The sequence below is a fragment of the Geobacillus sp. 46C-IIa genome, assembly GCF_014679505.1.
Lineage (GTDB): Bacteria > Bacillota > Bacilli > Bacillales > Anoxybacillaceae > Geobacillus.
On record NZ_CP061474.1, the window covers coordinates 1704807 to 1728105 of the forward strand.

Genomic DNA, 23299 nt, shown 5'->3' on the forward strand with positions numbered 1-23299 from the left:
TTTGGCGGACATCCTCTTTGCGTTGATGGCGCTATGCGGGTGGGCATGACAGCCCGTTTGTTGCAATATGATAGTAACAACCGATTGCAGAAGGCGGAGGAGGGAAAGCTATTGGGCGTTCGCATTCCGGAGGTAACGATCAAGTGTCCCGACCCAACGATTGAACGCGTGCTTTCTTGCATCCACCAACTATGGGGGCAATTAACGAAAACAAGTCCGCCTTATTCCAAAGGAGAGCTGTTTTCTCTTCCTTTTCCTTATGTCGTTCCTGGCGGAGTATACCAACAGCTGTTTTACTGGGACAGTTACTTCATTGTTTTAGGACTGAACGTTTCGAAGCTATACGAACTCGCTAGAGGCATTGTGAACAATTTCTTTTATGAATTGAAAACATTTGGCATAATCCCTAACAGTTCTGAACTCGCCCACTTAAGCCGCTCGCAGCCCCCGCTGTTGACGTCGATGATCGAAGAGGTATGGCGCGGAGACAAAGAGTGGCTCCGTTTGGCTTATAAATGGGCAAAAATCGAATACAAGGAAGTCTGGATGGACAAAAACACTCATTATCATCCCGATATTGGCCTCAATAAGTACTACGATCGGTTGGAGTCGATGCTGCGAGTAAAGGGAGAGGCGTATCTCCATTTTGATGAGGTGTACATCCCGCCTGCGTTTTGGCATGAGAGAGTAGAAGCAGAATCAGGATGGGACTACACCGGCCGCTTTCATCGGCAATGCGGCTATTTCATCCCGGTTGATCTCAATGCTTTGCTTTATAAGTACGAAACCGACTTAGCAGCGTTTGCCCGCCTGCTATCCCTAGAGAATGAAGCGAAGCAATGGGAACAAGCCGCCCGACAGCGAAAAGATTTGATGAATCGGTATTTATGGAACGAGCCGCTCGGTATGTATTTTGATTATCATTTCCCCAGCGGGCGGCAGCACCGCTATTATTCGTTGGCTGCCTTTTATCCGCTATGGGCCCGGGCTGCCTCCAAACGGCAGGCGGCCGAAGTAGTCCGGCACTTACCTTTGTTCCTTCAGCCTGGGGGACTGGCCGCCTCCAATATCCAAACCGGATTTCAATGGGACTTTCCTAACGGCTGGGCTCCGCTCCACTGGATCGTCATTAAAGGGCTGAAAAATTATGGATATCACCAGGAGGCGCAGGAGATCGCCCGCCGCTGGATCCGGCTTTGTACGCACGTGTATGTAGAAACCGGCAAACTGTATGAAAAATACAACGTTGTCGATCTGAGCACCCGCACAGTCGGCCGCTACCCTTCTCAAGAAGGATTTGGCTGGACGAATGCGGTTTACGCCAAAATAGCGGTCGATCTTCTCGGATGCACAGTCTGCTTGCGCTAAGTGTGCAACCTAGAGGCGGCGGGAGCGGCCGGCTTAGCGGCGCACGGACACCCACGGCCGCCCGCCTTCCCAATGAACGCGGATATGGAGGCGAAACGCCGCTGAAAGCCGCTCATCGGTCAACACATCCTCTTTTCGCCCGGCGGCGGCAATGCGGCCGTCTTGCAAGAGCAGCACATGGGTGATCGATTCCACAATCTCTTCAATATAGTGGGTGACGTATAACACATGACACGGCCGAGCGGCGATTTGTTCGATCAAGGAAAGCATCTCTTCACGCGCCAATAAGTCTAGCCCGACGGTCGGCTCGTCCAAGATCAGCAGCTTCGGATTCGTCATCAGCGCCCGGGCGATCAACGTTTTTCGCTTTTCGCCTTGTGACAGCGTCGCATACCGTTTTCCTTTGATGGCTTCGAGGCGGAACGATTCGATGAACGATTCCGCCCTGGCCCAGTCATCATCGGTAACGGCATCGTACAGGCCAATCGTCGCAAACTTGCCGCTGAGGATGACATCTTCAGCCGTCTCTGTTTGCAGCGTGTCGTGAAATTGATCAAGGAGCGAGCTGCTTACAAACCCAATATGACGTCGCAACTCCGGCAGATTCGCCTGTCCAAACCGATATCCTAATACTTCCACTTCACCGCGCGTCGGATATTGATAACCAGTGACAATATTAAGGAGCGACGTTTTCCCTGAACCGTTTAAGCCAAGAATCGCCCATTGCTCGCCTTCTTTCACCTCCCAATCGATTTCATGCAAAATCGTGCGCGTCCCCCGCATCCATGACACGTTGCGCATGCGGATGATGACGGTCATTGTGCCTCTCCCCTTTGTTGTTCGTATGGACGATCCTGATAGAAAAAATTGGGCAACATGGTCGTATTGTCATAATTCCGATGAAAAATGTGCGTTGTCGCCGGAGAAAGAGGTGGAATCAGCCATGTCCAGTCGCCGGTGACATGGCGGCCGGCTGCGTTCTCTTGCTGTTCAAACAACTGAAATTGACGCGCAGCGGTATGATGATCAACGATGCTGACGCCCGCCTTTTTGTAGGAATGTAAAACAGCGATATTCAATTCGATCAACGCCTTGTCTTTCCATAATGATGCGTTGGAGTTGGTGTCAAGCCCCATACAAGAGGCCACTTTCGGAAGCATGTTGTAGCGATAATCATCGGCAAAATTGCGGGCTCCGATCTCTGTACCCATGTACCATCCGTTAAACGGTGCTGCCATATAACCAATGCCGCCAATTTCTAAACACATATCTGAAATAATCGGGACCGCGTACCATTTTAACTGCAGATCGCGAAACCACGGAAACTCCGGATGTTCAATTGGCACCTCAAGCACCAATTCTTTGGGAATCGGTGTCCAAACAGGCTTCTGTCCGTCTACCTGGATCACCAAAGGCAACACGTCAAAGGGCGTTTTTTCCCCCTTCCACCCAAGTTGTTCACAGGTGCGGGTGAAAGTGAGAGAGGATGAGTCGCCGATAATCCCTTCTTCGGTTTCATAACCGGCATAACGAATCAGTTGATGATTCCAAATGCGCACTTCCCCATTTGGCCGGAAGATCGTGATCGTCGGCCGGATTTTCCCGTCATTGGTCGCAAACTCAATATGATGGAACAGATAAGAAAAAACCTCGTCTACGGCAACCGCCTCTCTCGCATCAATGACATAGAGCGATTGCCAAAACAAGCGGCCGATGCAACGGTTGCTATGCCGCCAAGCCATCTTAGCCCCATAGCTTAACTCTTCGTACGTATGACTGTATGTGCCGGTTTGTTCCACTTCCCAACGGATTTCGTTCAATCGTCGCTTCATTTCTTGGTCACTTTTTCCAAGCTCCCGATAGCTTACTGTAATAAACTGTTCTGCTTTTTTCATCAACTCCACATCATGCTGTCTGCCCCTTGTTTGATTCATCTCACTCTCGATGTTTACCATATATGCTTCTTTTTCCTCCACTTTCGATCGATTGGACTCTTCGCAATCATTCCAACTCCAATCAAGAAACAAATTCCCCCGAACCACCATATTTGCTCAATAAACATCGAAATCGCTAAAAAAATGAGCGCAAAACCGAGCAGTCGACGGATGGACATGATTCTCTCCCCTTTTCCCCGCCATGGAGCGCCCCCCCCCCATCGTGCAAACGCAATAGTGGACAGTGCTTTGAGACGCCTTTCCCACGGGGCAATTGAAAATGGAGCAACGCTCTCGTCCCTATTGTAGCAGATGCTTCCGAAAGAAAATAGAGAAAATAAAACACTGCTAGTTCCAGCTGTTTCTCAATTAGAAAAACTTTGCGGAATCAGCTTTCTTTTTTAGCGAAATGCCGCTGATTTGCTCGTGGCACCCGTTTTTCACCGGCCTTCTAGGGCTTGCAATTGCCGTTGAATCGCCGGCACTTCATTTTCCAGACGAAAGACGAGGGCCTTAACTCGACGAAGGGAGGGAAGCTGCTGTTCGAGCATCACTCCCGCTTGATGTAACAAGGAAAACAATGCGGTGTTGACCACTCTCACAAACTCATCACTGACTTGCGCTGACAACGTACTTGTTTCACGCTCCGTGATTTTGGGGGCGATAGTGTTTTGTTTGTCGTTTTCATAATAGTAAATAACCGCCCTATTCGGATGTTCTTGGACTACCGTTGCTAATTTGGCCGAGAAATCAGAAAGCAATCTCCCTTACGAACACCTTCCATTCCTTGTTTCTGCGTGACAAATCGCCATCCTAACTGGTGGTTGTTTTTAAGGTCTTAACGATCTCATTGCCAGCATGAAACCGGCAACGAGCCAGACCCGCCCCGCGTTCTTCGTTCACTACGCCGACCGGTAAATCCTCTGTATAGGCATAAGGGTCAATCGAAGCCTCTACATTGATCCAAGCGTAAAGCGATGGAAGAACAATCAGATCGAGAGCCGAGATGGATGCGGCCCAGTTGGTCTTGAGATGTTTCAAATCTTTCGCATAAATGCGCCATGCGTGTTTCACTTTGATCCACTTCCTTTTCTTTCGAGTCGATCATGCTGTTGTTAGTATGAGCGGATCACGGAAAACGAAACCAACGTGGCCAGTCCGGCTATTCATTTGCGGAAAAAAAGCCAGAGCGCCAAAAACAGAAAACCTATGGCGGCGAAGCGCGTCAGATCGAACGGGATGCGCTGCCCGCCGAACAAACCAAAATGGTCAACAATCGAACTCATCACGAGCTGCCCGGCAACCACGGCCATCAACGAATTGGCAACGCCGACTTTCGGAACGATGAGCACCATGACAAACACGTAAAAGGCGCCGAGAATGCCGCCGATCAGCTGCCATTTCGGTACAGAAAACATGGCGAGCAGCTCGCCTTTTCCGAAAAACAATTGCACTAAAAATAAGACGATCGTTCCGATTAAAAACGAAACGAACGATCCTTCCAACACCCCGACCCGTCTCCCAAGGCCGCCATTCACCCCCGCCTGTATGGAGACGGCCATCCCGGCCGCTAAAGCCATCGTCATCCATAACCACTTCATCCGTCTCTCCCTCTCCCTTTTCGCTGTCCCACTTTATCGAACATTGATCCGAGGCTTAGAAGACCGGCGATTGAACGAAACATCCCGCTCTCCAGCATGGTTTCCCACATGAGAGAAAATGGTGGCATCAACTTCTCATTTCGCTGGCCTCATGCCGGCTAGAAACGATCTTTTTTCACTAACCTTCTAAACTTGGGGGTGCACGGCTGTTGACCCGTTTAAGCCACCTCTTGTTGACTTGAGCCAATCTGTCTGACGCTCACGCAACGGAAACAAGCACTTGTCCCCATATCGGTAAAGATATTTGACACGGCGGTGAAAAATCCTTCTTTTCACCAAAGGAAAAGAGAAGGGGGCAAACAAAAAACGGACGCATCTTTCCTGTTAAGATCCGTCCGCATGTCTGTCAATTCAGCTCCAGCAACAAGGAGAGACCGTTCCGTTGACTTAGCGATCCGCCGGCTTGTTTGTTGTTCCAACAACGAACAGCCGCAGCGACCAAAAAGCGGCGAGCACGATGGCCAACGCGATCATCATGCGGCCGAGCGCGTTTTGTTGGCTGAGCAAGTAGCTGTTGCACACGCGCGCCGGCACAGCTAAATACAGCCAACCCATGACAACGAGCATCGAGATGACATTCGCATGAACAACGCCGAGGAAATACACCCAAACGCCCGCCAGGCATCAAACATTAACCGAACAACGTGCGAAGCCACCCGCCGACGAAGGAAACAAGAACAACCACCCACGCCGGCCACTTCCAAACGGCAAGCAAAAGAAAGGCGACGAGGACAAACGCGAAATCGGCCGGCTCGTTCACCGCTTTTGTCCAAATCGGATCGTACAGCGCCGCGAGTAAAATCCCGACGACAGCGGCGTTAATGCCGGCAAGCGCCGCTTGGAAGCGCGGCTGATGGCGAAGCCAGTGCCAAAACGGAAATGCGCCGAGCACAAGCAAAAAAGATGGAAGAAAAATCGCTGCCGTAGCCACGAGCGCGCCTTTCCAACCGAACGCAGCCATTCCGATGTACGCGGCAAATGTAAACAGCGGACCCGGAACGGCTTGCGCGGCGCTGTAGCCGGCTAAAAACTGGCTAGCGGTGACCCACCCTTGCGGCACCACTTCCGCTTTCAAAAGCGGCAGCACGACATGCCCACCGCCAAACACGAGCGCCCCCGCGCGGTAAAAGCTGTCAAACAGCGCCCAAAGAGGCGAATGAACCCAAGCGCGAGCAAGCGGCAGCGCGACAAGCAGCACGGCAAACAAGGAAAGCAACAGAAAACCGGTGGAACGACGAATAAAAGGAGGGATGCCCACCGAAGACGGTTCGAGTGTTTTTCGCCGTCCGATCGCGCCGATGGCCCCTGCGATGGCAATCACCGCCACTTGGCTCCATGCACTCGGCATGAGAAGCACGGCGATCGCCGCTGCAACCGCAAGCGTTGCCTCAAGGCGGCCGGCAGCGAATTTGCGCGTCATCTCCCATATCGCCTGCGCTACGACCGCCACAGCCGCCAACAGCAAGCCGTGCATCCAGCCCGCTTCTCCCAAAGAAGCATGCTGCAGCCAGACAGCAACAAGACTAAGCGCGACCGCCGACGGCAACGTAAACCCAAGCCAAGCCGCCAACGCACCCCAGACGCCGGCGCGCATCAACCCGATGCCGATGCCGACTTGGCTGCTTGCCGGACCGGGGAGAAATTGGCAAAGCGCGACGAGATCGGCGTACGTTTTGTCGTCGATCCATTTCTTTCGTTTCACGTACTCTTCATAAAAATAGCCGAGATGAGCCACCGGCCCGCCAAACGACGTCAAGCCAAGGCGGAGCGCCGTGATTCCGACCTCCCAGACGGAACCGCGTCGGCTCGCTGCCTGTTGATCCTTTACAGCCATGGATCTTGCTCCTTTCGTTCACGAGAGTGTCATGCTACAATCATATCATCATTCACGAGAGGAGAGAATATCATGAACGTTCGAACGATGGCGGCAAACGGTTTGATCGCCGCCGTGTACATCGTTGTGACGGCGCTCATTCAGCCGTTTGGCTTTACGAACATTCAGTTTCGCGTATCAGAACTATTGAACCACCTAGTCGTCTTTCGCCAAACATACGCCATTGGCATCGTGCTTGGCGTCTTTTTCGCTAATTTATTTTTCTCGCCGATCGTCGCGTATGATCTCGTATTCGGTGTCGGCCAGTCGGTGCTGGCACTCCTCATCACGATCGTTTCCATGCGTTATGTCGAGAACGTTTGGGCGCGCATGGCGATTAATACGTTGTCGTTTACCGTCACCATGGGCATCATCGCCCTTGAACTAAAGCTGGCGCTCGGTTTTCCGTTTTGGCTCACATGGCTGACGACGGCCATCGGCGAGTTTGTTGTCATGGCGATCGGCGCGCCGATCATGTATGCTGTTGGCCGCCGCTTGGCACCGAAGATGTTCGATTCCGCCCATCAAAGCCGTTAGCAGCCCCCTTGCGTCTTAGGCGGGGGCTCGCTCCATTCTAAAGGCGCATTCCCCGTAGGCCCTCAGGGGAAGTCTTGATCAACCGTACGGGCTTTCAATCACTATGGCATCGAACGGACAGCCCATTCAATGGTCAGCGACATCACGGCAAGCAAGATGACTCCCACCGTCGTGATCTGCAGCGCCCTCCGCCATCTTGGCGATAGGTCCCGCCCCACCCGAAGAACAGCAAGGCCGGCGCCGATTCCGCCCACCCACATGAAAAGGCCCGCCGGGGTGACAAGCAGGCGCCAATCGCTGATCCAATAGTAGATGACGAACGTCTGACAGACAAGCAGGATGCATACGATGATTCTCACGGTTCTCCTCCCACCCGATTGAGGCGCTGTGCCGTTGAAATGGGCGGCGTCGGGTGTTTCACCGTTCTTGTCGATTCGAAACTATGGCAGCAAATCCCAATGATGATGACGGCCAAACCAACGAACGCCCATCCGTTTGGAAGTGGAGCTGACAAGAACAGCGCTTCGCCGATGACGGCAAACATGACTTCCGCGGATTGCGTCGCTTCCACAGCGGCCAGTTTCCGTTCGTTCCCTTTTGCCCGATCGGTAGCAATAAAAAACAACGTCGTCGCGATGATCCCGGAACTAATGGCCACGATGAACGACTGCATGGTTTGCCCCGCCGACGGCACCCCTGATGTCAGCCAGCCAATCAACGCGACAATCAGCCAAAACGGCAAACTGGCCATCGTCATCCCCCATACGCGTTGAAACGCATCAAGGCGCCCGGCGCAATGTTCGATCATTTTCCGATTGCCAAGCGGATACGCAAACGCAGCAATCAGCACAGGAAAAACCCCCAACGCGATTTCGTTCCATGTGAGATGGCCTGCTTGCTGGAACTGAATAAGGACGACGCCGAACAAGATCAAAAACGAAATGAAAAGCGCCCGTTTTTCAATCGGGCGGCGCACCGATACTGTTCCGTTTTTCGTTTTTCTCTGTTCTGTAAACAGCGGACTAAGCAGAACACCGGCTACAATCGTGCACTGCCATGTCCCGGCCACAAGCCACCCTGGCCCGTAGGCGGCCGCGTAGGTGAGCGGCGCGTAAAACAAGCCGAATCCGACCGTCCCCCAGGTGATCCATACCCGCGGATGGCGCTTGAGGTCATGCCAAACCGGTCTGATGTTGCGGCGGAACAAAACGATGGCAAACAGCAGCGGCACCATAAAGAAAAAGCGAAGCGATGAACTCCACAGCCAGCTGCCGCCAGCTAATTCCATGGACCGATTCAAGATGAACGTGACGGCAAAAAAGAACGAAGCGACAAGGCCGATGGCCATTTCCCTCATAATTCCCATCCCCTTCGCAATGTCACAGAACAGTTTTATTGTATCTTATTATTCAAAATTTTTCTATTTGTTTTATTGATTATTTAGAACATAGTTTTATTTAATAGGATGACGGTTGTTTTGCCCATTTTTCCCAGCAGCAAGCCATAAAAAAAGGCGCCCACTCAAGAAAGTGGACGCGCGTTGATTATAGTTTGTTGGCCAGCATCAGCGGGACGCCGTCATTTTGGTTCCAAATCGACGGAAAGTAGTTGAGCGGCACCGAGCGCTCGCCGACATACGGCGCTGCTTCGATCGTAAACCCCGGCCGTTTGAAGCATAGGACAAACCAGTCTTTATAGCCGCCGCTCGGATTTTTTTGCGGCTTGACCAGCGCATACCGCGTCATTTTTGAAACAAGGAGCGCGAGCTGATAGTCGCACTTCGTTTCGTGCGGCGTCCTGACGGAGATGCCAGTAAATAGATCAGCTTATTTCTTTAGCTCGATCGGCACAACTTTGCCATTTTCCACTGCTGCAACAATAATTTTTGATTCAAAGCCGCCGTCCTCGCCAACCTTCGGAACGACATACACTTGCTTGTCTTTCGGGATGTTTTTCAACCCTTCATTCATATGCTCGCGAATAGCGGCGGGATCATCGACCGTGCCAGCTGCCTTCATCGCTTCGACAAAGGCGTAAAGAGCCAAGTAGTTATAGGCGGACTCCGAACTTGCTTCGGCGTTGTACTTCGCCCGGTAGTTTTCCACAAACTGCGGGGCTCCCGGCTCTTTCGACTCAACGAGCGGCATGACGCCGATCGCGCCCTCAAGCATCTCGTAAGAGCCGACGACCCGCTTCATTTCATCCAACTTCGCTTGGTCCATGACAATAAAGCCGCCTTTAAAGCCAAGTTCGCGCGCCTGTTTCACTACTTTCGCCGTCGGCTCCGACGGTCCGCCGATAAACAAGACATCCGGCTTTTCTTTTAACGCGTTCGTGATGATCGTGAAGAAATCGGTGTCCTTAGTGAAGTCAATCGATGTGTTATAGACAACTTCTCCGCCTTGCTTTTCCCAATATGGCAACAGTTTTTCCGTCCAGTCTTTCCCGTATTGCGTCGCCGTCGGCAAGGCAGCCAGCTTTTTGCCAAACCGCTTCATCACATAATCGGTAAATGTCGGAATGTAGCCATCATAACGCGGCGGGATGCGGATCGTCAGCTTGTTGCCGGTCTGCGTGATTTTCGGCTCGCTCGTATAGGCCGCGATAAGGAAATTGTCCGTTTGGTTGAACACTTGCAACGCCATGACACCGCCGCTGTGCGGAGTGAAAATGATCGGCGTATGATGTTCTTGGACAAGCCGTTTGGCATTTGCCGCTGTTTCATTCGGCAAATACTTGTCGTCTAATGATACAACATTGATTTTATATGTTTTTCCCTTCACTTCAAACCCGCCGTTTTTATTGATTTCGTCCGCCGCCATCTTCACGCCGTTTAACGTCCGTTCCCCGTAGTAGGCGGCGGGACCGCTTAGCGGTCCGCTGTAACCGATATTGACGACGTTGTCGCCTCCGCCTCCATTACCGCTTTTGGCATTATTGTTCGTTGTCGGGCTGTTGCATGCCGCAAGCATCAGTGCCATGACGGCCGTCATCATGGCCGCGATCGGCCATTTTCTTTTTTTCATTCCGCTCCCCCCTATTTTTTATTCTAAAATATATTTGGATGAATAAGTGCCGCGCCCGTGGTTCACCCCCTTTCAATACAGACGCATCGCTTGCTTTCGCCCGCGAAATACACCATTCGGGGCAAACGCTTGTCATGTTCCAATGTACGCCTTGCGGACGTCGTCGTTGGCGAGCAGTTCGTCCGCCGCCCCTGAAGCGACGATCGTCCCGTTTTCAAACACGTAGCCGTGATGGGCGATGGATAGCGCGGCATGAGCATTTTGTTCAGCGAGCAAAATGGTCGTCCCTTCCTCATTAATTTGTTTAATCGTCGCGAACATTTGCTCGACAATGAGCGGGGCAAGCCCGATCGACGGCTCATCAAGCAAGAGCACCGCAGGGCGCGACATTAACGCGCGGCCGATGGCAAGCATTTGCTGCTGGCCGCCGCTCAGCGATCCGGCTGGCTCGTTTCGTTTTTCATGCAAAATCGGGAACAGCTCGTATACATGTTCCATCGAGCGGCGGATGCCTTCTTTATCTTTTCGATGAACATACGCGCCCATAAGCAAGTTTTCGTATACGCTCATGCGGGCAAACAGCTTGCGCCCTTCGGCGCATTGCACGATGCCGCGCTGAACGATCCGGTCAGGCGGCAGCAAGTCAATGCGCTCGCCATCAAGGCGGATTTCCCCTTGCACGGGCTTATGCAGCCCGCTGATCGTGCGAAACAGCGTGCTTTTCCCAGCCCCGTTGGCGCCAAGCAACACCGCGATTTCCCCCGCCTTAACGGAAAACGTCACATCGCGAATCGCCGTGAAGCTGCCGTAGCGGACAGATACGTTCGTCAACTCAAGCAACGGTGCTCCCCCCTAGATACGCTTGAATGACCGCCTCGTTGTTTTGCACTTCTTCCGGCGTCCCTTCGGCAATTTTTTCGCCGTAATTGAGCACCATAATGCGGTCAGCGATTTTCATAATCATCGACATTTTATGTTCAATGAGACAAACTGTCAGGCCGCCCTTGACCATTTTGACGATCAGCTCTTCCAACCCCTCCGTTTCGTCCGGGTTGACGCCGGCAGCTGGCTCGTCAAGCAGGATGAGTTCCGGATCGGTCGCCAAGGCGAGCGCAAACGCCACCCGCTTCTTCTGCTCCTGCGACAGGTTAGCGACGAGCCGATCCGCCACATCGGTGAGCCCAACAAAGTCGAGCACTTCCATCGCCTTTTCTTTGCATGCCTGTTCCTCGCGGCGGTGCCGTTTTGTGCGCAAAATAGCATCAAACACATTCGATGTGGTGCGCAGCCGATGGCCGATGATGACGTTGTCCATCACCGTCGACTGTTCAAACAAATGGGTCGTTTGAAACGTGCGGGCGATGCCGAGCTTCGCCCGTTCATTCGCCGGCAGGCGGGTAATGTCGCGGCCTTTAAACGTAATCGTGCCAGATGTCGGCCGGTGCAAGCCGCTAATTAAATTGAAAAACGTCGATTTCCCGGCGCCGTTCGGGCCGATGATGGCGTTTACTTTCCCCTGTTCGACGGAAAACGTGACGTCATTGACCGCCAGCAACCCTCCAAACCGTTTCGTCAACCGTTCGACGTGCAAAAACATAGTTATCCCTCCTCTACGTGCCGTTCGCTCCGTCCTTGGTGCGAGGCCGCCAGTTCAGCAGCAGTCTGGTTTGCCTTCTGTTCAAGGCGGCGCACCTCTGCACGTTTCGCCTGATAGCGGATGAAGCCGCCGGCAATGCCGTGTGGATAAAAGATGATCAAAAGCGTCAACACCGGGCCAAAAATGAGCATTCGGTAGTCTTGCAAAAATTGCAGCTGCTGGGATAAAAACGTAATGAGCAGCGTGCCGACGACCGGTCCGGCAAGCGTTCCGATGCCGCCGACAAGCAAGTACGTTAAAAAGTCAAACATAACAGTGACATATGCGATATCCGGACCGAGAAAGCGGATGAATGACGCATACAGCGCTCCGGCAAGCGACGTAAAAAAGACGGACAGAACAAACGAGGCAAGCTTGTTTTTCATCGTCGAGATGCCAAGCGTCAACGCGAGCTCCTCGCTGTTGCGAATGGCGATATACGTCCTTCCCGTCAGTGAATCAACGAGCCGGTACATCACAAACATGACCGCAAACAAGAAAAACAAAATCAAATAATATTGGGCGATCGGCGTCTGAAACGACAGCGGTCCGATGTCCCCTGGCGCCGGAATGCCGATGAAGCCGCGCACTCCGCCGGTCAAGCTGTCCCATTTATCAATCACTAAATAAATGATATACCCGACACATAGCGTATAAATGGCAAAAAAATGCTCTTTCGTCCGCAAGGCGACAAGACCGATCACGAGGCCAAGCAGCGATGTGAATGCGCACGAGAGTACGAACGCCCACCAAAACGGAAGCCCAACTTTCACGGTCAAAATGCCGAGCGTATAGGCGCCAACGGCAAAAAATCCAGCGTGGGCAAGGGACAAATAACCCGTATAGCCAGCAAATAAGTTCAACCCGTAAACGGCGATCATCCAAATGAAGGAGATCGTCATCATGTGCAAGTAATAGCCGTTGGTCACAAGCAGCGGGAAAGCGAGTGCCAACGCCGCGAGAACAGCAAGCCATAGGCGTCGTTTTTCGAAAGCGGCCATCAATGTCCCTCCTTGGCAAACAGTCCGTTCGGTTTGACCGTTAAAATGATAACAAGAATGACAAAAGCAATAATGTCTTTATAGTCATTCGACACGTACGTCGCCCCTAAGCTTTCGCTAAATCCTAAAATATAGCCGCCGACAATCGCGCCAGGAATGCTTCCCATGCCGCCGAGAATAATGATGACGAACGCTTTCAAGATGACGAGATGACCCATGCCGGGAAACACGAGGTTGATCGGCGAAGCGAGCGAAGCGGCGAGCGCGGCCAAACCGCCGGAAAGAAGAAACGTCATCATGGCGACTTTGTTCGTGTTAATGCCGACTAAATTCGCTCCTTCGCGGCTTTGTGCCATCGCGATGATCGAAGCTCCGATGAACGTCTTTTTCAAGAAGAGGTAAAGCAAGATCATGATGACGACAGTGGACGCGATGATGAGGATGCGTTGAACCGTGAGCGTCAAACCGAAAACGGTGATGACATTGCCGTATGGCGTCGGCATCGTTTGATAGTCCGCCCCCCAGACGAATTGGGCGAACGCTTCCAAAAACAGCAAAATGCCGATCGCCGCAATTTTATCATGAAGCGGCGGCGCGTCGCGAAGCGGATAAAACACCAACCGCTCCATCAAGACGCCAAGCAGCCCTACCGCCACCATCGACACGACAATGGCAAGCCCGTACGGCAGCCCAGCTTGACTCATGGCGGTGAGCGTGACATAACCGCCCATCATATACAGCGCGCCATGGGCAAAGTTTGGGATATGCAAAATGCCGTAGACGAGCGTTAAGCCTAAGGCGACAAGGCTGTAAACGCTTCCAACGGTCAATCCGTTTAACAGCTGCTGGATAAACAATTCCATCCCGATCCCCCCTTATCTCGTGCATTGAAAGCGGACGAGCCGCCCTAACGGTTCGACGGAGCCTACCTTTTTGGCCGTTCCTCCGCCCGAATACCGTTTAAAATTAAGTCGACGTAAATGTCGGTTAATTCCTCTTCCGAAACGCCTTTGTCCGGTTGAAACCAGTAATAGCTCCAATTCGTGATGCCAAGCAGGCCGAACGTAATCATTTCTGCATGAAGCGACGGCTTAAATTCGCCGCAGGCGACCCCTTCTTGAATGAGCTGTTCATACTGCTTGCGGAACGCCCGTCGCTTGGCGCGGATTTCCTCCAAATGGTCATCGGCCAAGTGCCGCATCTCGCGGAAGAAAATGCGGGCGCTTTTCTTCCGCGTGCGAATGTTGCGAATCACCATATAAACAATCGCATGCAGCTTTTCTGTGCAGCTCTTCTCCGGCTCCTGCAACAGGCGCGTCTGCTGGTCAAGCAAATCCTCGATATAGGAGATGCATATATCGCGCAGCAGTTCTTCTTTGCTTTTGTAATAGTAATAGAACGCTCCTTTTGTTGCGCCGACCGCTTCAACGATTTCCTGCACGGACGTTTCTTTAAACCCTTTGCGTTCAAACAGCTCAATGCCGGCTTCCATCAGTTTTTCTTTCATCATCGGTTGTCTCCATGCGCTCAAACTCGTTCAATGATCGTCGCGATTCCTTGGCCGCCGCCGATGCACGCCGTAATGAGGGCGTATGTCCCGCCGCGGCGCTTTAGTTCATACACGGCTTTCGTAATCAAAATCGCGCCCGTCGCGCCGAGCGGATGGCCGTGGGCGATGGCGCCGCCGTTGACGTTCACTTTTTCCGGGTTCATCTCAAGTTCGCGGTCGCAGGCGATCACTTGTGCGGCAAACGCTTCATTGATTTCGATGATGTCCATCTCATCAAGCGTCAGTCCAGCTTTTTCAAGCACCTTTCTCGTCGCCGGCACCGGACCGATGCCCATAATGTTCGGATCGACCCCGGCAACCGCATGGGCGCGGATGACGGCAAGCGGCGTCAAGCCAAGCTGTTCCGCTTTTTCCCGTGACATGATGACAAGCGCGGCAGCGGCGTCATTGAGCCCTGAACTATTCCCCGCCGTCACCGTGCCGCCTTCTAAAAACGCCGGCGGCAGTTTCGCGAGCGCTTCCATCGTCGTGTTCGGGCGCGGGTGTTCATCCGTGTCAAAGACAAACGGCTCCCCTTTTTTCACCGGGACGGTAATCGGCACGATTTGTTCGGCAAACCGCCCTTCTTGCATAGCGCGCGCCATGCGCTGCTGGCTGCGCAAAGCGAAGGCGTCTTGTTCTTCGCGGCTGATGCCGTATTTTTTCACTAAATTTTCTGCCGTGATGCCCATCGGCGGATCGCCAATCTCTTTTGGCGACAACTGCGATTTGCGGAAGCTTGGCGGCGTCGAGCTGTACGGTTTTTCCGGGCGGTCCATCAAATACGGCGCGCGGCTCATACTTTCCACTCCGCCAGCGATATAGACGTCCCCATCGCCGGCCCAAATGGCTTGCGCCGCCAAATTGACGGCGTTAATGCCCGACCCGCATTGGCGGTCGACCGTCAGCCCCGTCAGCCCGAGCGACAAGCCGGTTTGTAGCGCTGTCAACCGGGCGATGTTGCCGCCGCCGCTTAAGACATTGCCCATGATGACATCATCGACAAGCTCTGGGCCGATGTTGGCCCTCCGCATCGCTTCTTTGATTACTTCCGCGCCGTAAACGTGCGCCGGCAGCGTCGCCAAGGCGCCCCCTTGGCGGGCGATGGCCGTTCTTACGGCAGACACAATGACGGCATCCCGTTTCATTGTCACTCCTCCTTATCTTTTTTCAACCGGACGCAACTTGCGCGCCTTTTGAAGCGGGGGGAGGACGATCATCCCCCGCTTGCACCTTGGGCGGAAGAGCCCTTTACTCATACAGGGAAAAGACCGCTTCGCCTTTGATGACTTCCTTCCCATGCTGGTTGACGGCGGCGACCATAAACCGGATCGCTTTGTCATCCTTTTCTTTGACCGTTGCTTTTAACGTGACGACATCGTTTAAAAACACCATTGATTGAAAACGGACGAAATAATCTTGGACAAATCCTTCCTCGTAATACGGGGTGAACAGCTTCGCCAAGTTGCCCATCGTCCACATGCCGTGGGCGATAATCCCCGGCAGGCCGGCTTTTTTCGCTTCATCATCGATCGTATGAATCGGGTTGTAGTCGCCCGACGCTCCGGCATATTTGATTAAGTCAAGCCGGGATACAGGCGGAAGCGTCACCTCGGGAAGCGACTGCCCGACTTGCCATTCGCGAATCGTCGTCATACGCTCATCGCCTTTCTAACCGCCTCATTGATAATGATCGTTGAGGTGGAGGTAAATAAGAGATTCCCGTCAGCGTCTTCGCCGTTGTTGGCGATCACTAAAAAGCCGAGCTGGCCCATGCTGCTTTGTTTTTCGTAATAATCTTTGACCTCTGCATAGCAGTACAGCTCTTCGCCGACAAACAGCGGGCGCTTATAATGAAAGCGCTGCTCGCCGTGAATCAATCCTTTTGCCGGCAATTTCAACCCTTCGATCACACCGTAGTCAAACACGCGCGGGAACGTCGGCGGCGCGATGTTGCGCCCGTAGCGCGACCGTTTCCCTGTCTCTTCGTCCCAATAAATCGGGTTCAAGTCGCCGATCGCTTCAGCGAATTTTTTCACCGCTCCGCGCTCGACAACGTTTTTCACTTTCGCCGATTGTTTTCCGATATCATTTTGATACATGATCCGTTCCCTCCGCCTTCAGCATTTCGGGCCGCCGGCGACATATAGCACTTGACCGTTGACGAACGATGATTGTTCATCGGCGAAAAATGCGACCGCGTTGGCGATATCTTCCGGGCGGCCGCTTCGTCCGACCGGGATGTTGGCGACGCTCGCCTGAATGAGCTGCTCAAACGAAATGCCGAGCCGCTCGGCGGTCGCTTTCGTCATATCGGTTTCAATGAACCCCGGCGCGACGGCGTTTGTTGTGATGCCGAACTTGCCGAGCTCAATCGCCAACGTTTTCGTAAACCCTTGAATGCCGGCTTTCGCCGCCGAATAGTTCGCTTGGCCGCGGTTGCCGAGCGCCGAGGTCGATGAAACGTTGATGATGCGGCCGTATCCTTTTTCGACCATATATTTTTGCGCGGCGCGGGCGCAATAAAATGCCCCTTTCAAATGAACGTCCATAACCGTTTGCCAGTCGTCGTCCGTCATTTTAAACAGCAAGTTGTCACGGATGACGCCGGCATTGTTGACGAGAATATCGAGCGAGCCGAACCGTTCGACCACTTCACGAATCGCCGTTTCCACTTGTTCGCGGTCAGTGACGCTCGCCACTTTGGCGTAAACGTCATACCCTTTTTCCCGCAGCTCGGCCGCTGTCGCTTCAAGCGCCTCCGCATTTAAGTCGATGAATGCCACTTTGGCTCCTTCTTCCGCAAAGCGGGTAACAATGGCCTTGCCGATGCCGCGGCTTCCCCCCGTCACAAACGCCACTCTTCCTGCAAACCGTTGACTCATGTTTTTTCTCCTCCCTTTCGGCAACGCTTTCATTTTTTAGAGAAACTGTCCAAGCTTGACGTGTCCTTTAATTAAGTTGCGGGCGATAATCAGCCGTTGAATTTCATCGGTGCCATCGTAAATGCGCCATAACCTCGCCTCGCGATACCAACGCTCGATCGGCATCTCTTTCGTATAGCCCATGCCGCCGTGAATTTGCATGACGCGGTCAACGACGCGGTTGCCCATATTCGCGCCAAACAGTTTCGCCATCGAGGCCAAATGGCGGTTGTCCTCCCCTTGGTCGAGCGTGAATGCCGCATTGAGCACAAGCCATTTTGCGGCTTCAATTTCCACTGCCGAATCAGCGATCATCCATTGAATCGCCTGTCGTTCCGCGATCGGCTTGCCGAACGTGACGCGCTCTTTCGCGTAATCGATCGCCATTTGCAGCAGCCGCTCCGCCGCTCCAACCGCACGGGCGCCGACGACCCAGCGGGCGTAGCCGATCCACTCAAGCCCGAGCTTGTAGCCGTGGTGCAGCTCGCCTAAAATGTTTTCTTCCGGCACGCGCACGTTTTCAAAAATTAAGCTGGCCGGTGTTGACGGTCCCATCGTATGTATCGGCTCAGAGCGCCAGCCCATGTCGCGATCGACGATAAAGCACGTTACCCCTTCGCGCCCGTTTGTTGCCTGATGCCGCTCTTTGTCGGTAATGGCGATGACCATAACGAAATCGGCGTCATTGCCCCCGGTGATAAACGTTTTTTCCCCATTTAGCACCCATTCGTCCCCGTCTTTGACCGCTGTCATTTTAATGTTGCGCGTATCCGACCCTGCGCCCGGCTCGGTCATGGCAAAGCACGATTTTTTTTCGCCGTTGATCGTTGGGATTAAATATTTTTTCTTTTGTTCTTCATTGGCGTAATACAAAATGTTGTCCGCCGACCCGCCAAACTGGAACGGAACGAGCGTTTTCGCCACCTCCATGAACACAATCGCCTGCATGACGTGGCCAAGATTCGCGCCGCCGTATTCCTCCGGCGTGTTGATCCCCCAAAAACCTGCTTCCTTCGCCTTTAATTGCAGCTCTTTTAATTTCTCCGGCGCAAGCCCCGGCTTTCCTTCCCGTTCATTGCGCAAGACGTCATTTTCTAGCGGCATCAACTCTTTTTCGACAAATTTGCGAATCGCTTTTTGAACCATGCGCTGCTCATCGGTTAAGCGCAAATACATCATTGTTCCCCCCGTTTTCGTTGCACTTTGAAACGAAATCCCACTCCCACAAATACCAACCGGTTGGTATGTTACCTCCATTATATTCGAATGTTCTGAAAAGTACAATACTTTTTTATACTTTTGTCCAACAGGAAAACGTCAAGTACGTTCTCCTGTTGGCGCAAGTGTTACGAATCAAGGGTGCTCAGCTTTTCAGCCGTTTGGACGATATAGCCAAACGCCGCGTTCAATTCTTGCAAACTGGCGGAGTGTTCTTGAGTGAATGCGGCAATGTGCTGGATAGCGGCATCAAACTTTTTAACCGCCTTTTGAATGCTTTCAAGCTGTTTTTTGATCTGAGCTGCCGCGTTTTTGCTGTCAGCTGCCATTTTACGGATTTCACTGGCCACAACCTCGAATCCGCGGCCGTGCTTTCCAGCTCGCGCCGCTTCAATGGCGGCATTCACCCCAGCAAATGCGACTGATCGGCCACCTCCTGCACAAAGCGGACAACAGCATCGATTTGTGCTACATCCTCCATTACTTTCTGCGACTTCGGATATAGGAATATAGCCCCGTTATTTCCGCTCAAGTTGCCTCCGTATACTAGCTACCGTTTCACCGATCCCGCCATAAATGACAAGATCAAACATCTCGTCCATCCTTGTCGCCGTTTTGTTGATCAACACTTTCCGCGTTGCCGGCGATTCGGCGGCAACGTAAAGCGGAATTTGGTTCACAGGCGCCACCTCTAGGCTCGTCCCCATAGCCACCAACAAGTCGCTCTCCGCCGCCCTAGCAAACGCTTCTTCGATACGGGGAACGAAACCGCCAAACAAAACGACATCCGGTTTCAAAATCGTCCCACACTCACCGCAGCGCGGCACATCGACGCGATTGACAAACGCCAGGTCATACGTTTTGCCGCACGATGGGCATGTCGATGTCTGCAACGTGCCATGCAGCTCGATGACGTGTGTACTCCCTGCCTTCACATGCAGCCCGTCAACATTTTGCGTCAAAATCGTCACCGTTTTGCCGACATCCTCCAGCCAGCGAAGAAACCGATGCCCTTCGTTTGGCGCAAAGCCGCCCATCAACTTCAATGAAAACAGCCGCTTGAATCGATGCCAAAAATCAACGGGGTCCTTTTCAAAATAATACTCCGACAAATAATGCTCAACATTTGCCTCATGGGCATAAATGCCGTTTTCCCCGCGGAAATCGGGGATGCCGGACTCCGTGCTCATCCCCGCCCCGGTCAGGACGGCAATCGTATCAGCCCCGCGAATCCATTGCGCCAGCTTGTCCCTTTCCTTCACGATCCATTCCCCCTTGCCATACAACGTTCGCTTCTATTATACACTTGCCGCTTGATGTGTAGACACAAATGGAAACAGGACATCATTCCTACCTTTACCGCATGGTAAATCCTCTGAATGGAACAGATGGAAATAAATTCTCAGAATAGTAGGAACAAATCCCGATTGGGTTCTAGATTGGCATCTTTTATAATGGCTGATAGAAACATAGAAAGGTGGTTGAAAGCGGAGTGAAACGATTATGCGCCGCGATGTTGCTGCTATCTGCGGTATTCTCCGGTTTGTCTCCTGCCGGTCCAGCGCATGCCGAAGCGGCAGCAGAGCCGGTCGTGAATGTCAAACTAGTAAACTATTTAGGAAATCAAAGCGAAGTAATAATCGAACCGATGGATACATATTCGCTTTCCGGCACTGGCATCACCCTGAAAGCGAACGTCGCCTACCGCGTGAAAACGACAGCCGGCGGCTTGGCTTTACACGAGGGGACGAAGCTCCTTGGCGAGTTTTCGCAGCTGCGCCTCATCCCGACAAAGCCAAATGCTGTGTTGCTGGTAAACAATCGGGGGTATCTGGGGGAGATGGCGTTTGTGAAGGAAAACGGCCAATACGTTCGCCCGGTCAATACAGTGCCTATTGAGGAGTATCTCAAAGGGGTGGTGCCGAATGAAATGCCCGCTTCATGGAATATGGAGGCGCTAAAGTCTCAAGCGGTCGCTGCACGGACATACGCGCTCAGCTATGCCGGAGCGACGATCGATGACACGATCCGCTATCAAGTATACGGCGGCTATACGTGGCACCCGAACAGCACGAAAGCGGTGGAAGAAACGTACGGGCAAGTGCTGAAATACAACGGCAGGCTGATCAGCGCAGTCTTTTCCGCCAGCAACGGCGGCAAAACTGAATCGAACGCCAACGCTTGGGGCGGAACGCCGCTGGCGATTTTTCCGATCAAAGACGACCCGTACGACAATGCCGTTCCGTGGGGATTTACGATCCAAAAAACGCAAATCGATCTGACCGGGAAAAATTTAGCCGACTATGCCGCCTGGTGGAATACAGCAAGCGAGGCGGACAAGGTAATTACAAACAACATCAAAACATGGATGAAGGCAAACGGCTATAGCGGCAAGGAGATCAAAATCATTGCCATCCCGAGGCTGTCGCTGTACGCGCCACTTTCCGGCGGCCGCGTCTCGAAAGGCGATATCGCGATTGAATACATCACAAAGGGCGATACGAACAAAGATGGCACGCTCGCCGTCCACCGCCTGGAGTTTACCGGCATCCCCGCAGCGAAAATCCGTGCTCTCATCGGCAACCGCGTCATTCTCAGTTATCTGATCACCGAAGTGAAGGAAACGGATCGGTCGATTACCGTGAAAGGAAAGGGAGACGGTCATGGCGTCGGCATGAGCCAATACGGGGCGAAAAAAATGGGTGAGCTTGGCAAGAAATATACAGAAATTTTAGATTTCTATTATCCAGGCGCTTCGCTCACGACCGCCTACACGAAAGCGGAACGAATCGCGCCGCCGGCGGTCGAGCCGATGCCTCCGGATACCGGAAACGCGCCGCAGCCACCCCCGACTGCACAAACACCGGCAGATCTAAAGGCTCCAATCATTAAGGACGTCGCCGCTATGTACGCGCCAAAAACAAATCAGCTCAGCGTCCGCTACGCCATCGACGAAGAAGCAGCGGTCACGATTTACGTCAAAAACGCAAGCGGCAAAATCATTCAATATATGCAAAAAGACGTAAAGCAAAAGATGGGAAGCTACACAAAAATATGGAACGTCGGCGCCAATCCAAACGGAAAATATACGTTTGGCATTATCACAAAAGACGCGGCCGGCAACGTTTCATCCGCTGTCGCCAGCGCCGTTGTGAACAAGACGGTCGCCCCGCCGAAAGTGAACGGTATCAGCGACCGGAGCTCGACGGTAACCGGTACAGCGGAAGCCGGAGCGACTGTGCTCGTGAAATCCGGGACAAAAACATACAAAACAACAGCGAAAACAAACGGAACGTTTGCCGTTGCCATCCCGCGGCAAAAAGCGGGGACAACGCTGACGGTGACGGCTGTCGACCGCGCCGGCAATACAAGCCAGCCAGTCCGTCTTACGGTCAAAGACAACACAGCGCCTCCGGCGCCAACACTGAAGTCGATCACGAGCCGACAGAGCGTGCTCACCGGCAAAACGGAAACCGGCGCCACCGTCACGGTCAAAATCGGAACGAAAACATACAAAACAGCCGCGCGCAAAGACGGCACCTTCTCCGTTGCCATCGGCCGGCAAAAAGCGAAAACCGTGCTCATCGTCACCGCTGTCGACCGCGCCGGCAATGTCAGTGTGCCGGTGAAAGTGCGAGTTCGATGACAAAACCGCCGACGCTTGATGCGCTCGGCGGTTTTGCCTCTTTGTTCATCCCTTTCCTTCTATAAAATTCGAATGGACACCGGATAAACGTAAGGATGCGGCGGCGGGGGAACCACCTTCCAACGCTCTGCAGCGATGACTAGGACGTTGGCTCCGTGAGATCGTACTGTTTGTAGCCTCCCCTCTATTTCGAGCCATATATCCTGTTTATACTGACGCGCCTCGCCAAATTCAACTAAAAATCCGATCACGCTCGCATCAGCTAGGCAATGAGTGATAAGAAACCTGGATATAATAAGTTGATGTGGCTTCAATCTGTCTTCCTTATACACAAATCCTGTCAGTTTGATTTTTCTTCCATCATATCGTTCTGGATGGGTTTGGATCTCCTCATAATAAGGCGCAAACAGTTCGTTGCCCATCTCAATTACTGGGGCTGTTTTTAACCATTCGATTTTCTCGTTATACTCTTTCTCGGAAAGATGACGCCCGCCTGCCCCCTCACCGTTCTGGCGGCCAGCATCCGACGAGTCTGTTTGCCGCTCGCTCCCTTCGACTGGAAGCTGAATCACCCCCTTTTTTTGTGCCAGTGAAGCGTCTAAAATGACCGGGGGAAACGCAAAGCCAACCAACAGAGGAAAGAGAAGAATGCATGTACTGACAGCATTCGCTCTCCGGGAACTTATTGAATGACTATGCTGGCACCCGTCATGGCAGTGATGATCATGAGGGTTCCGCTCCCATATACGGAACAGCTGAACGAGTAGCAGCACGACAAACAAGATAGCAGCCAGCTGACTTACCCATATATACTTCGGATTGACATACTTAGTAATGTCACCAGTAATATGGAGGTAAATAAAAAAAAGAGAAAAACTTGCCAACATGACAGCTTGGCTGAACATCCACAAATGAAATCGCATTCG

28 protein-coding genes are annotated in these 23299 nt (G+C 52.8%); 3 read left to right on the top strand and 25 right to left on the bottom strand.

Translation table 11 applies throughout. The features are described 5' to 3' along the window. Positions 1–111: 111 nt before the first annotated feature. Positions 112–1368, top strand: coding sequence for a trehalase family glycosidase (locus IC803_RS08490; RefSeq protein WP_081207427.1), 1257 nt, complete (start codon positions 112–114; stop codon positions 1366–1368). Positions 1369–1401: 33 nt separating this feature from the next. Here the strand turns inward: IC803_RS08490 and IC803_RS08495 are convergent, their stop codons facing one another. The 8 genes from IC803_RS08495 to chrA form a co-directional block, all read right to left on the bottom strand. Continuing rightward, positions 1402–2187 (bottom strand): ABC transporter ATP-binding protein, encoded by a 786-nt coding sequence (locus tag IC803_RS08495; RefSeq protein WP_081207428.1) that lies wholly within the window; start codon positions 2185–2187, stop codon positions 1402–1404. Further along, positions 2184–3263 carry a nitric oxide synthase oxygenase gene (locus tag IC803_RS08500; protein ID WP_223812053.1) on the bottom strand — a complete coding sequence of 360 codons (1080 nt, stop codon included), beginning with the start codon at positions 3261–3263 and terminating at the stop codon, positions 2184–2186. Before IC803_RS08500 ends, IC803_RS08495 begins: the two co-directional genes overlap by 4 nt. Before the next feature lie 53 nt (positions 3264–3316). Beyond that, positions 3317–3481, bottom strand: a complete 165-nt coding sequence (locus tag IC803_RS08505) for a hypothetical protein (protein ID WP_190304284.1) — start codon at positions 3479–3481, stop codon at positions 3317–3319. Between the two features lie 261 nt (positions 3482–3742). Beyond that, on the bottom strand, positions 3743–4063 hold the full coding sequence (locus tag IC803_RS18165) for a YhgE/Pip domain-containing protein (RefSeq protein ID WP_223812054.1): 321 nt from the start codon (positions 4061–4063) through the stop codon (positions 3743–3745). 52 nt (positions 4064–4115) lie between these two features. Beyond that, positions 4116–4376, bottom strand: coding sequence for a YhgE/Pip domain-containing protein (locus IC803_RS18170; protein ID WP_223812055.1), 261 nt, complete (start codon positions 4374–4376; stop codon positions 4116–4118). A 92-nt stretch (positions 4377–4468) separates the two neighbouring features. Further along, on the bottom strand, positions 4469–4903 hold the full coding sequence (locus IC803_RS08515) for a DMT family transporter (RefSeq protein ID WP_081207429.1): 435 nt from the start codon (positions 4901–4903) through the stop codon (positions 4469–4471). A 447-nt stretch (positions 4904–5350) separates the two neighbouring features. Next, on the bottom strand, positions 5351–5569 hold the full coding sequence (locus IC803_RS08520; RefSeq protein ID WP_223812056.1) for a hypothetical protein: 219 nt from the start codon (positions 5567–5569) through the stop codon (positions 5351–5353). Positions 5570–5594: 25 nt separating this feature from the next. Beyond that, positions 5595–6797 (bottom strand): chromate efflux transporter, encoded by a 1203-nt coding sequence (chrA, locus tag IC803_RS08525; RefSeq protein WP_081207430.1) that lies wholly within the window; start codon positions 6795–6797, stop codon positions 5595–5597. Positions 6798–6869: 72 nt separating this feature from the next. Between chrA and IC803_RS08530 the strand changes: the two genes are divergently transcribed. Continuing rightward, the gene (locus tag IC803_RS08530) at positions 6870–7373 is read left to right on the top strand and encodes a QueT transporter family protein (RefSeq protein ID WP_081207431.1); all 504 of its coding nucleotides are present in this window, start codon (positions 6870–6872) and stop codon (positions 7371–7373) included. Between the two features lie 101 nt (positions 7374–7474). Here the strand turns inward: IC803_RS08530 and IC803_RS08535 are convergent, their stop codons facing one another. The 16 genes from IC803_RS08535 to IC803_RS08610 form a co-directional block, all read right to left on the bottom strand. After that, positions 7475–7732, bottom strand: coding sequence for a hypothetical protein (locus IC803_RS08535; protein WP_081207432.1), 258 nt, complete (start codon positions 7730–7732; stop codon positions 7475–7477). Beyond that, entirely contained in the window at positions 7729–8730 is a 1002-nt protein-coding gene (locus IC803_RS08540) for a DMT family transporter (protein WP_190304285.1), read from the bottom strand. The genes IC803_RS08535 and IC803_RS08540 overlap by 4 nt, the downstream gene beginning before the upstream one ends. A 187-nt stretch (positions 8731–8917) precedes the next feature. Next, on the bottom strand, positions 8918–9118 hold the full coding sequence (locus IC803_RS08545; RefSeq protein WP_081207434.1) for a M14 family metallopeptidase: 201 nt from the start codon (positions 9116–9118) through the stop codon (positions 8918–8920). A gap of 81 nt (positions 9119–9199) precedes the next feature. Next, entirely contained in the window at positions 9200–10399 is a 1200-nt protein-coding gene (locus tag IC803_RS08550; protein ID WP_081207435.1) for an ABC transporter substrate-binding protein, read from the bottom strand. A gap of 132 nt (positions 10400–10531) precedes the next feature. Further along, complete coding sequence (locus IC803_RS08555) at positions 10532–11239, bottom strand: ABC transporter ATP-binding protein (protein WP_081207436.1); 708 nt, start codon at positions 11237–11239, stop codon at positions 10532–10534. Further along, a complete protein-coding gene (locus tag IC803_RS08560; RefSeq protein ID WP_081207437.1) occupies positions 11232–11996 on the bottom strand; it encodes an ABC transporter ATP-binding protein in 765 nt (254 codons plus the stop codon). The genes IC803_RS08555 and IC803_RS08560 overlap by 8 nt, the downstream gene beginning before the upstream one ends. A 2-nt stretch (positions 11997–11998) precedes the next feature. Next, complete coding sequence (locus IC803_RS08565) at positions 11999–13036, bottom strand: branched-chain amino acid ABC transporter permease (protein WP_081207438.1); 1038 nt, start codon at positions 13034–13036, stop codon at positions 11999–12001. Beyond that, a complete protein-coding gene (locus tag IC803_RS08570; protein ID WP_081207439.1) occupies positions 13036–13899 on the bottom strand; it encodes a branched-chain amino acid ABC transporter permease in 864 nt (287 codons plus the stop codon). The genes IC803_RS08565 and IC803_RS08570 overlap by 1 nt, the downstream gene beginning before the upstream one ends. A gap of 62 nt (positions 13900–13961) precedes the next feature. Further along, positions 13962–14543 (bottom strand): TetR/AcrR family transcriptional regulator, encoded by a 582-nt coding sequence (locus tag IC803_RS08575; RefSeq protein ID WP_081207591.1) that lies wholly within the window; start codon positions 14541–14543, stop codon positions 13962–13964. A 20-nt stretch (positions 14544–14563) separates the two neighbouring features. Next, on the bottom strand, positions 14564–15733 hold the full coding sequence (locus IC803_RS08580; protein WP_081207440.1) for a thiolase family protein: 1170 nt from the start codon (positions 15731–15733) through the stop codon (positions 14564–14566). A gap of 103 nt (positions 15734–15836) precedes the next feature. Next, positions 15837–16241 (bottom strand): MaoC family dehydratase, encoded by a 405-nt coding sequence (locus IC803_RS08585; RefSeq protein WP_063165952.1) that lies wholly within the window; start codon positions 16239–16241, stop codon positions 15837–15839. After that, complete coding sequence (locus IC803_RS08590) at positions 16238–16687, bottom strand: MaoC family dehydratase N-terminal domain-containing protein (RefSeq protein WP_081207441.1); 450 nt, start codon at positions 16685–16687, stop codon at positions 16238–16240. Before IC803_RS08590 ends, IC803_RS08585 begins: the two co-directional genes overlap by 4 nt. 18 nt (positions 16688–16705) lie before the next feature. Next, positions 16706–17470: a 3-oxoacyl-ACP reductase FabG gene (gene fabG, locus IC803_RS08595; protein ID WP_081207442.1), complete on the bottom strand. Its 765-nt coding sequence runs from the start codon at positions 17468–17470 to the stop codon at positions 16706–16708. A 36-nt stretch (positions 17471–17506) separates the two neighbouring features. Then, on the bottom strand, positions 17507–18685 hold the full coding sequence (locus tag IC803_RS08600) for an acyl-CoA dehydrogenase family protein (RefSeq protein ID WP_081207443.1): 1179 nt from the start codon (positions 18683–18685) through the stop codon (positions 17507–17509). Positions 18686–18855: 170 nt separating this feature from the next. Next, entirely contained in the window at positions 18856–19134 is a 279-nt protein-coding gene (locus tag IC803_RS08605; RefSeq protein ID WP_158083278.1) for a methyl-accepting chemotaxis protein, read from the bottom strand. 111 nt (positions 19135–19245) lie between these two features. Further along, entirely contained in the window at positions 19246–19989 is a 744-nt protein-coding gene (locus IC803_RS08610) for an NAD-dependent protein deacylase (RefSeq protein WP_081207445.1), read from the bottom strand. A 230-nt stretch (positions 19990–20219) separates the two neighbouring features. On the opposite strand from IC803_RS08610, the gene IC803_RS08615 reads away from it, so the two are divergent. Beyond that, positions 20220–22373, top strand: a complete 2154-nt coding sequence (locus IC803_RS08615; protein ID WP_081207446.1) for a SpoIID/LytB domain-containing protein — start codon at positions 20220–20222, stop codon at positions 22371–22373. 59 nt (positions 22374–22432) lie between these two features. Here the strand turns inward: IC803_RS08615 and IC803_RS08620 are convergent, their stop codons facing one another. Further along, complete coding sequence (locus IC803_RS08620) at positions 22433–23296, bottom strand: TIGR03943 family putative permease subunit (RefSeq protein ID WP_081207447.1); 864 nt, start codon at positions 23294–23296, stop codon at positions 22433–22435. Between the last annotated feature and the right edge of the window lie 3 nt (positions 23297–23299).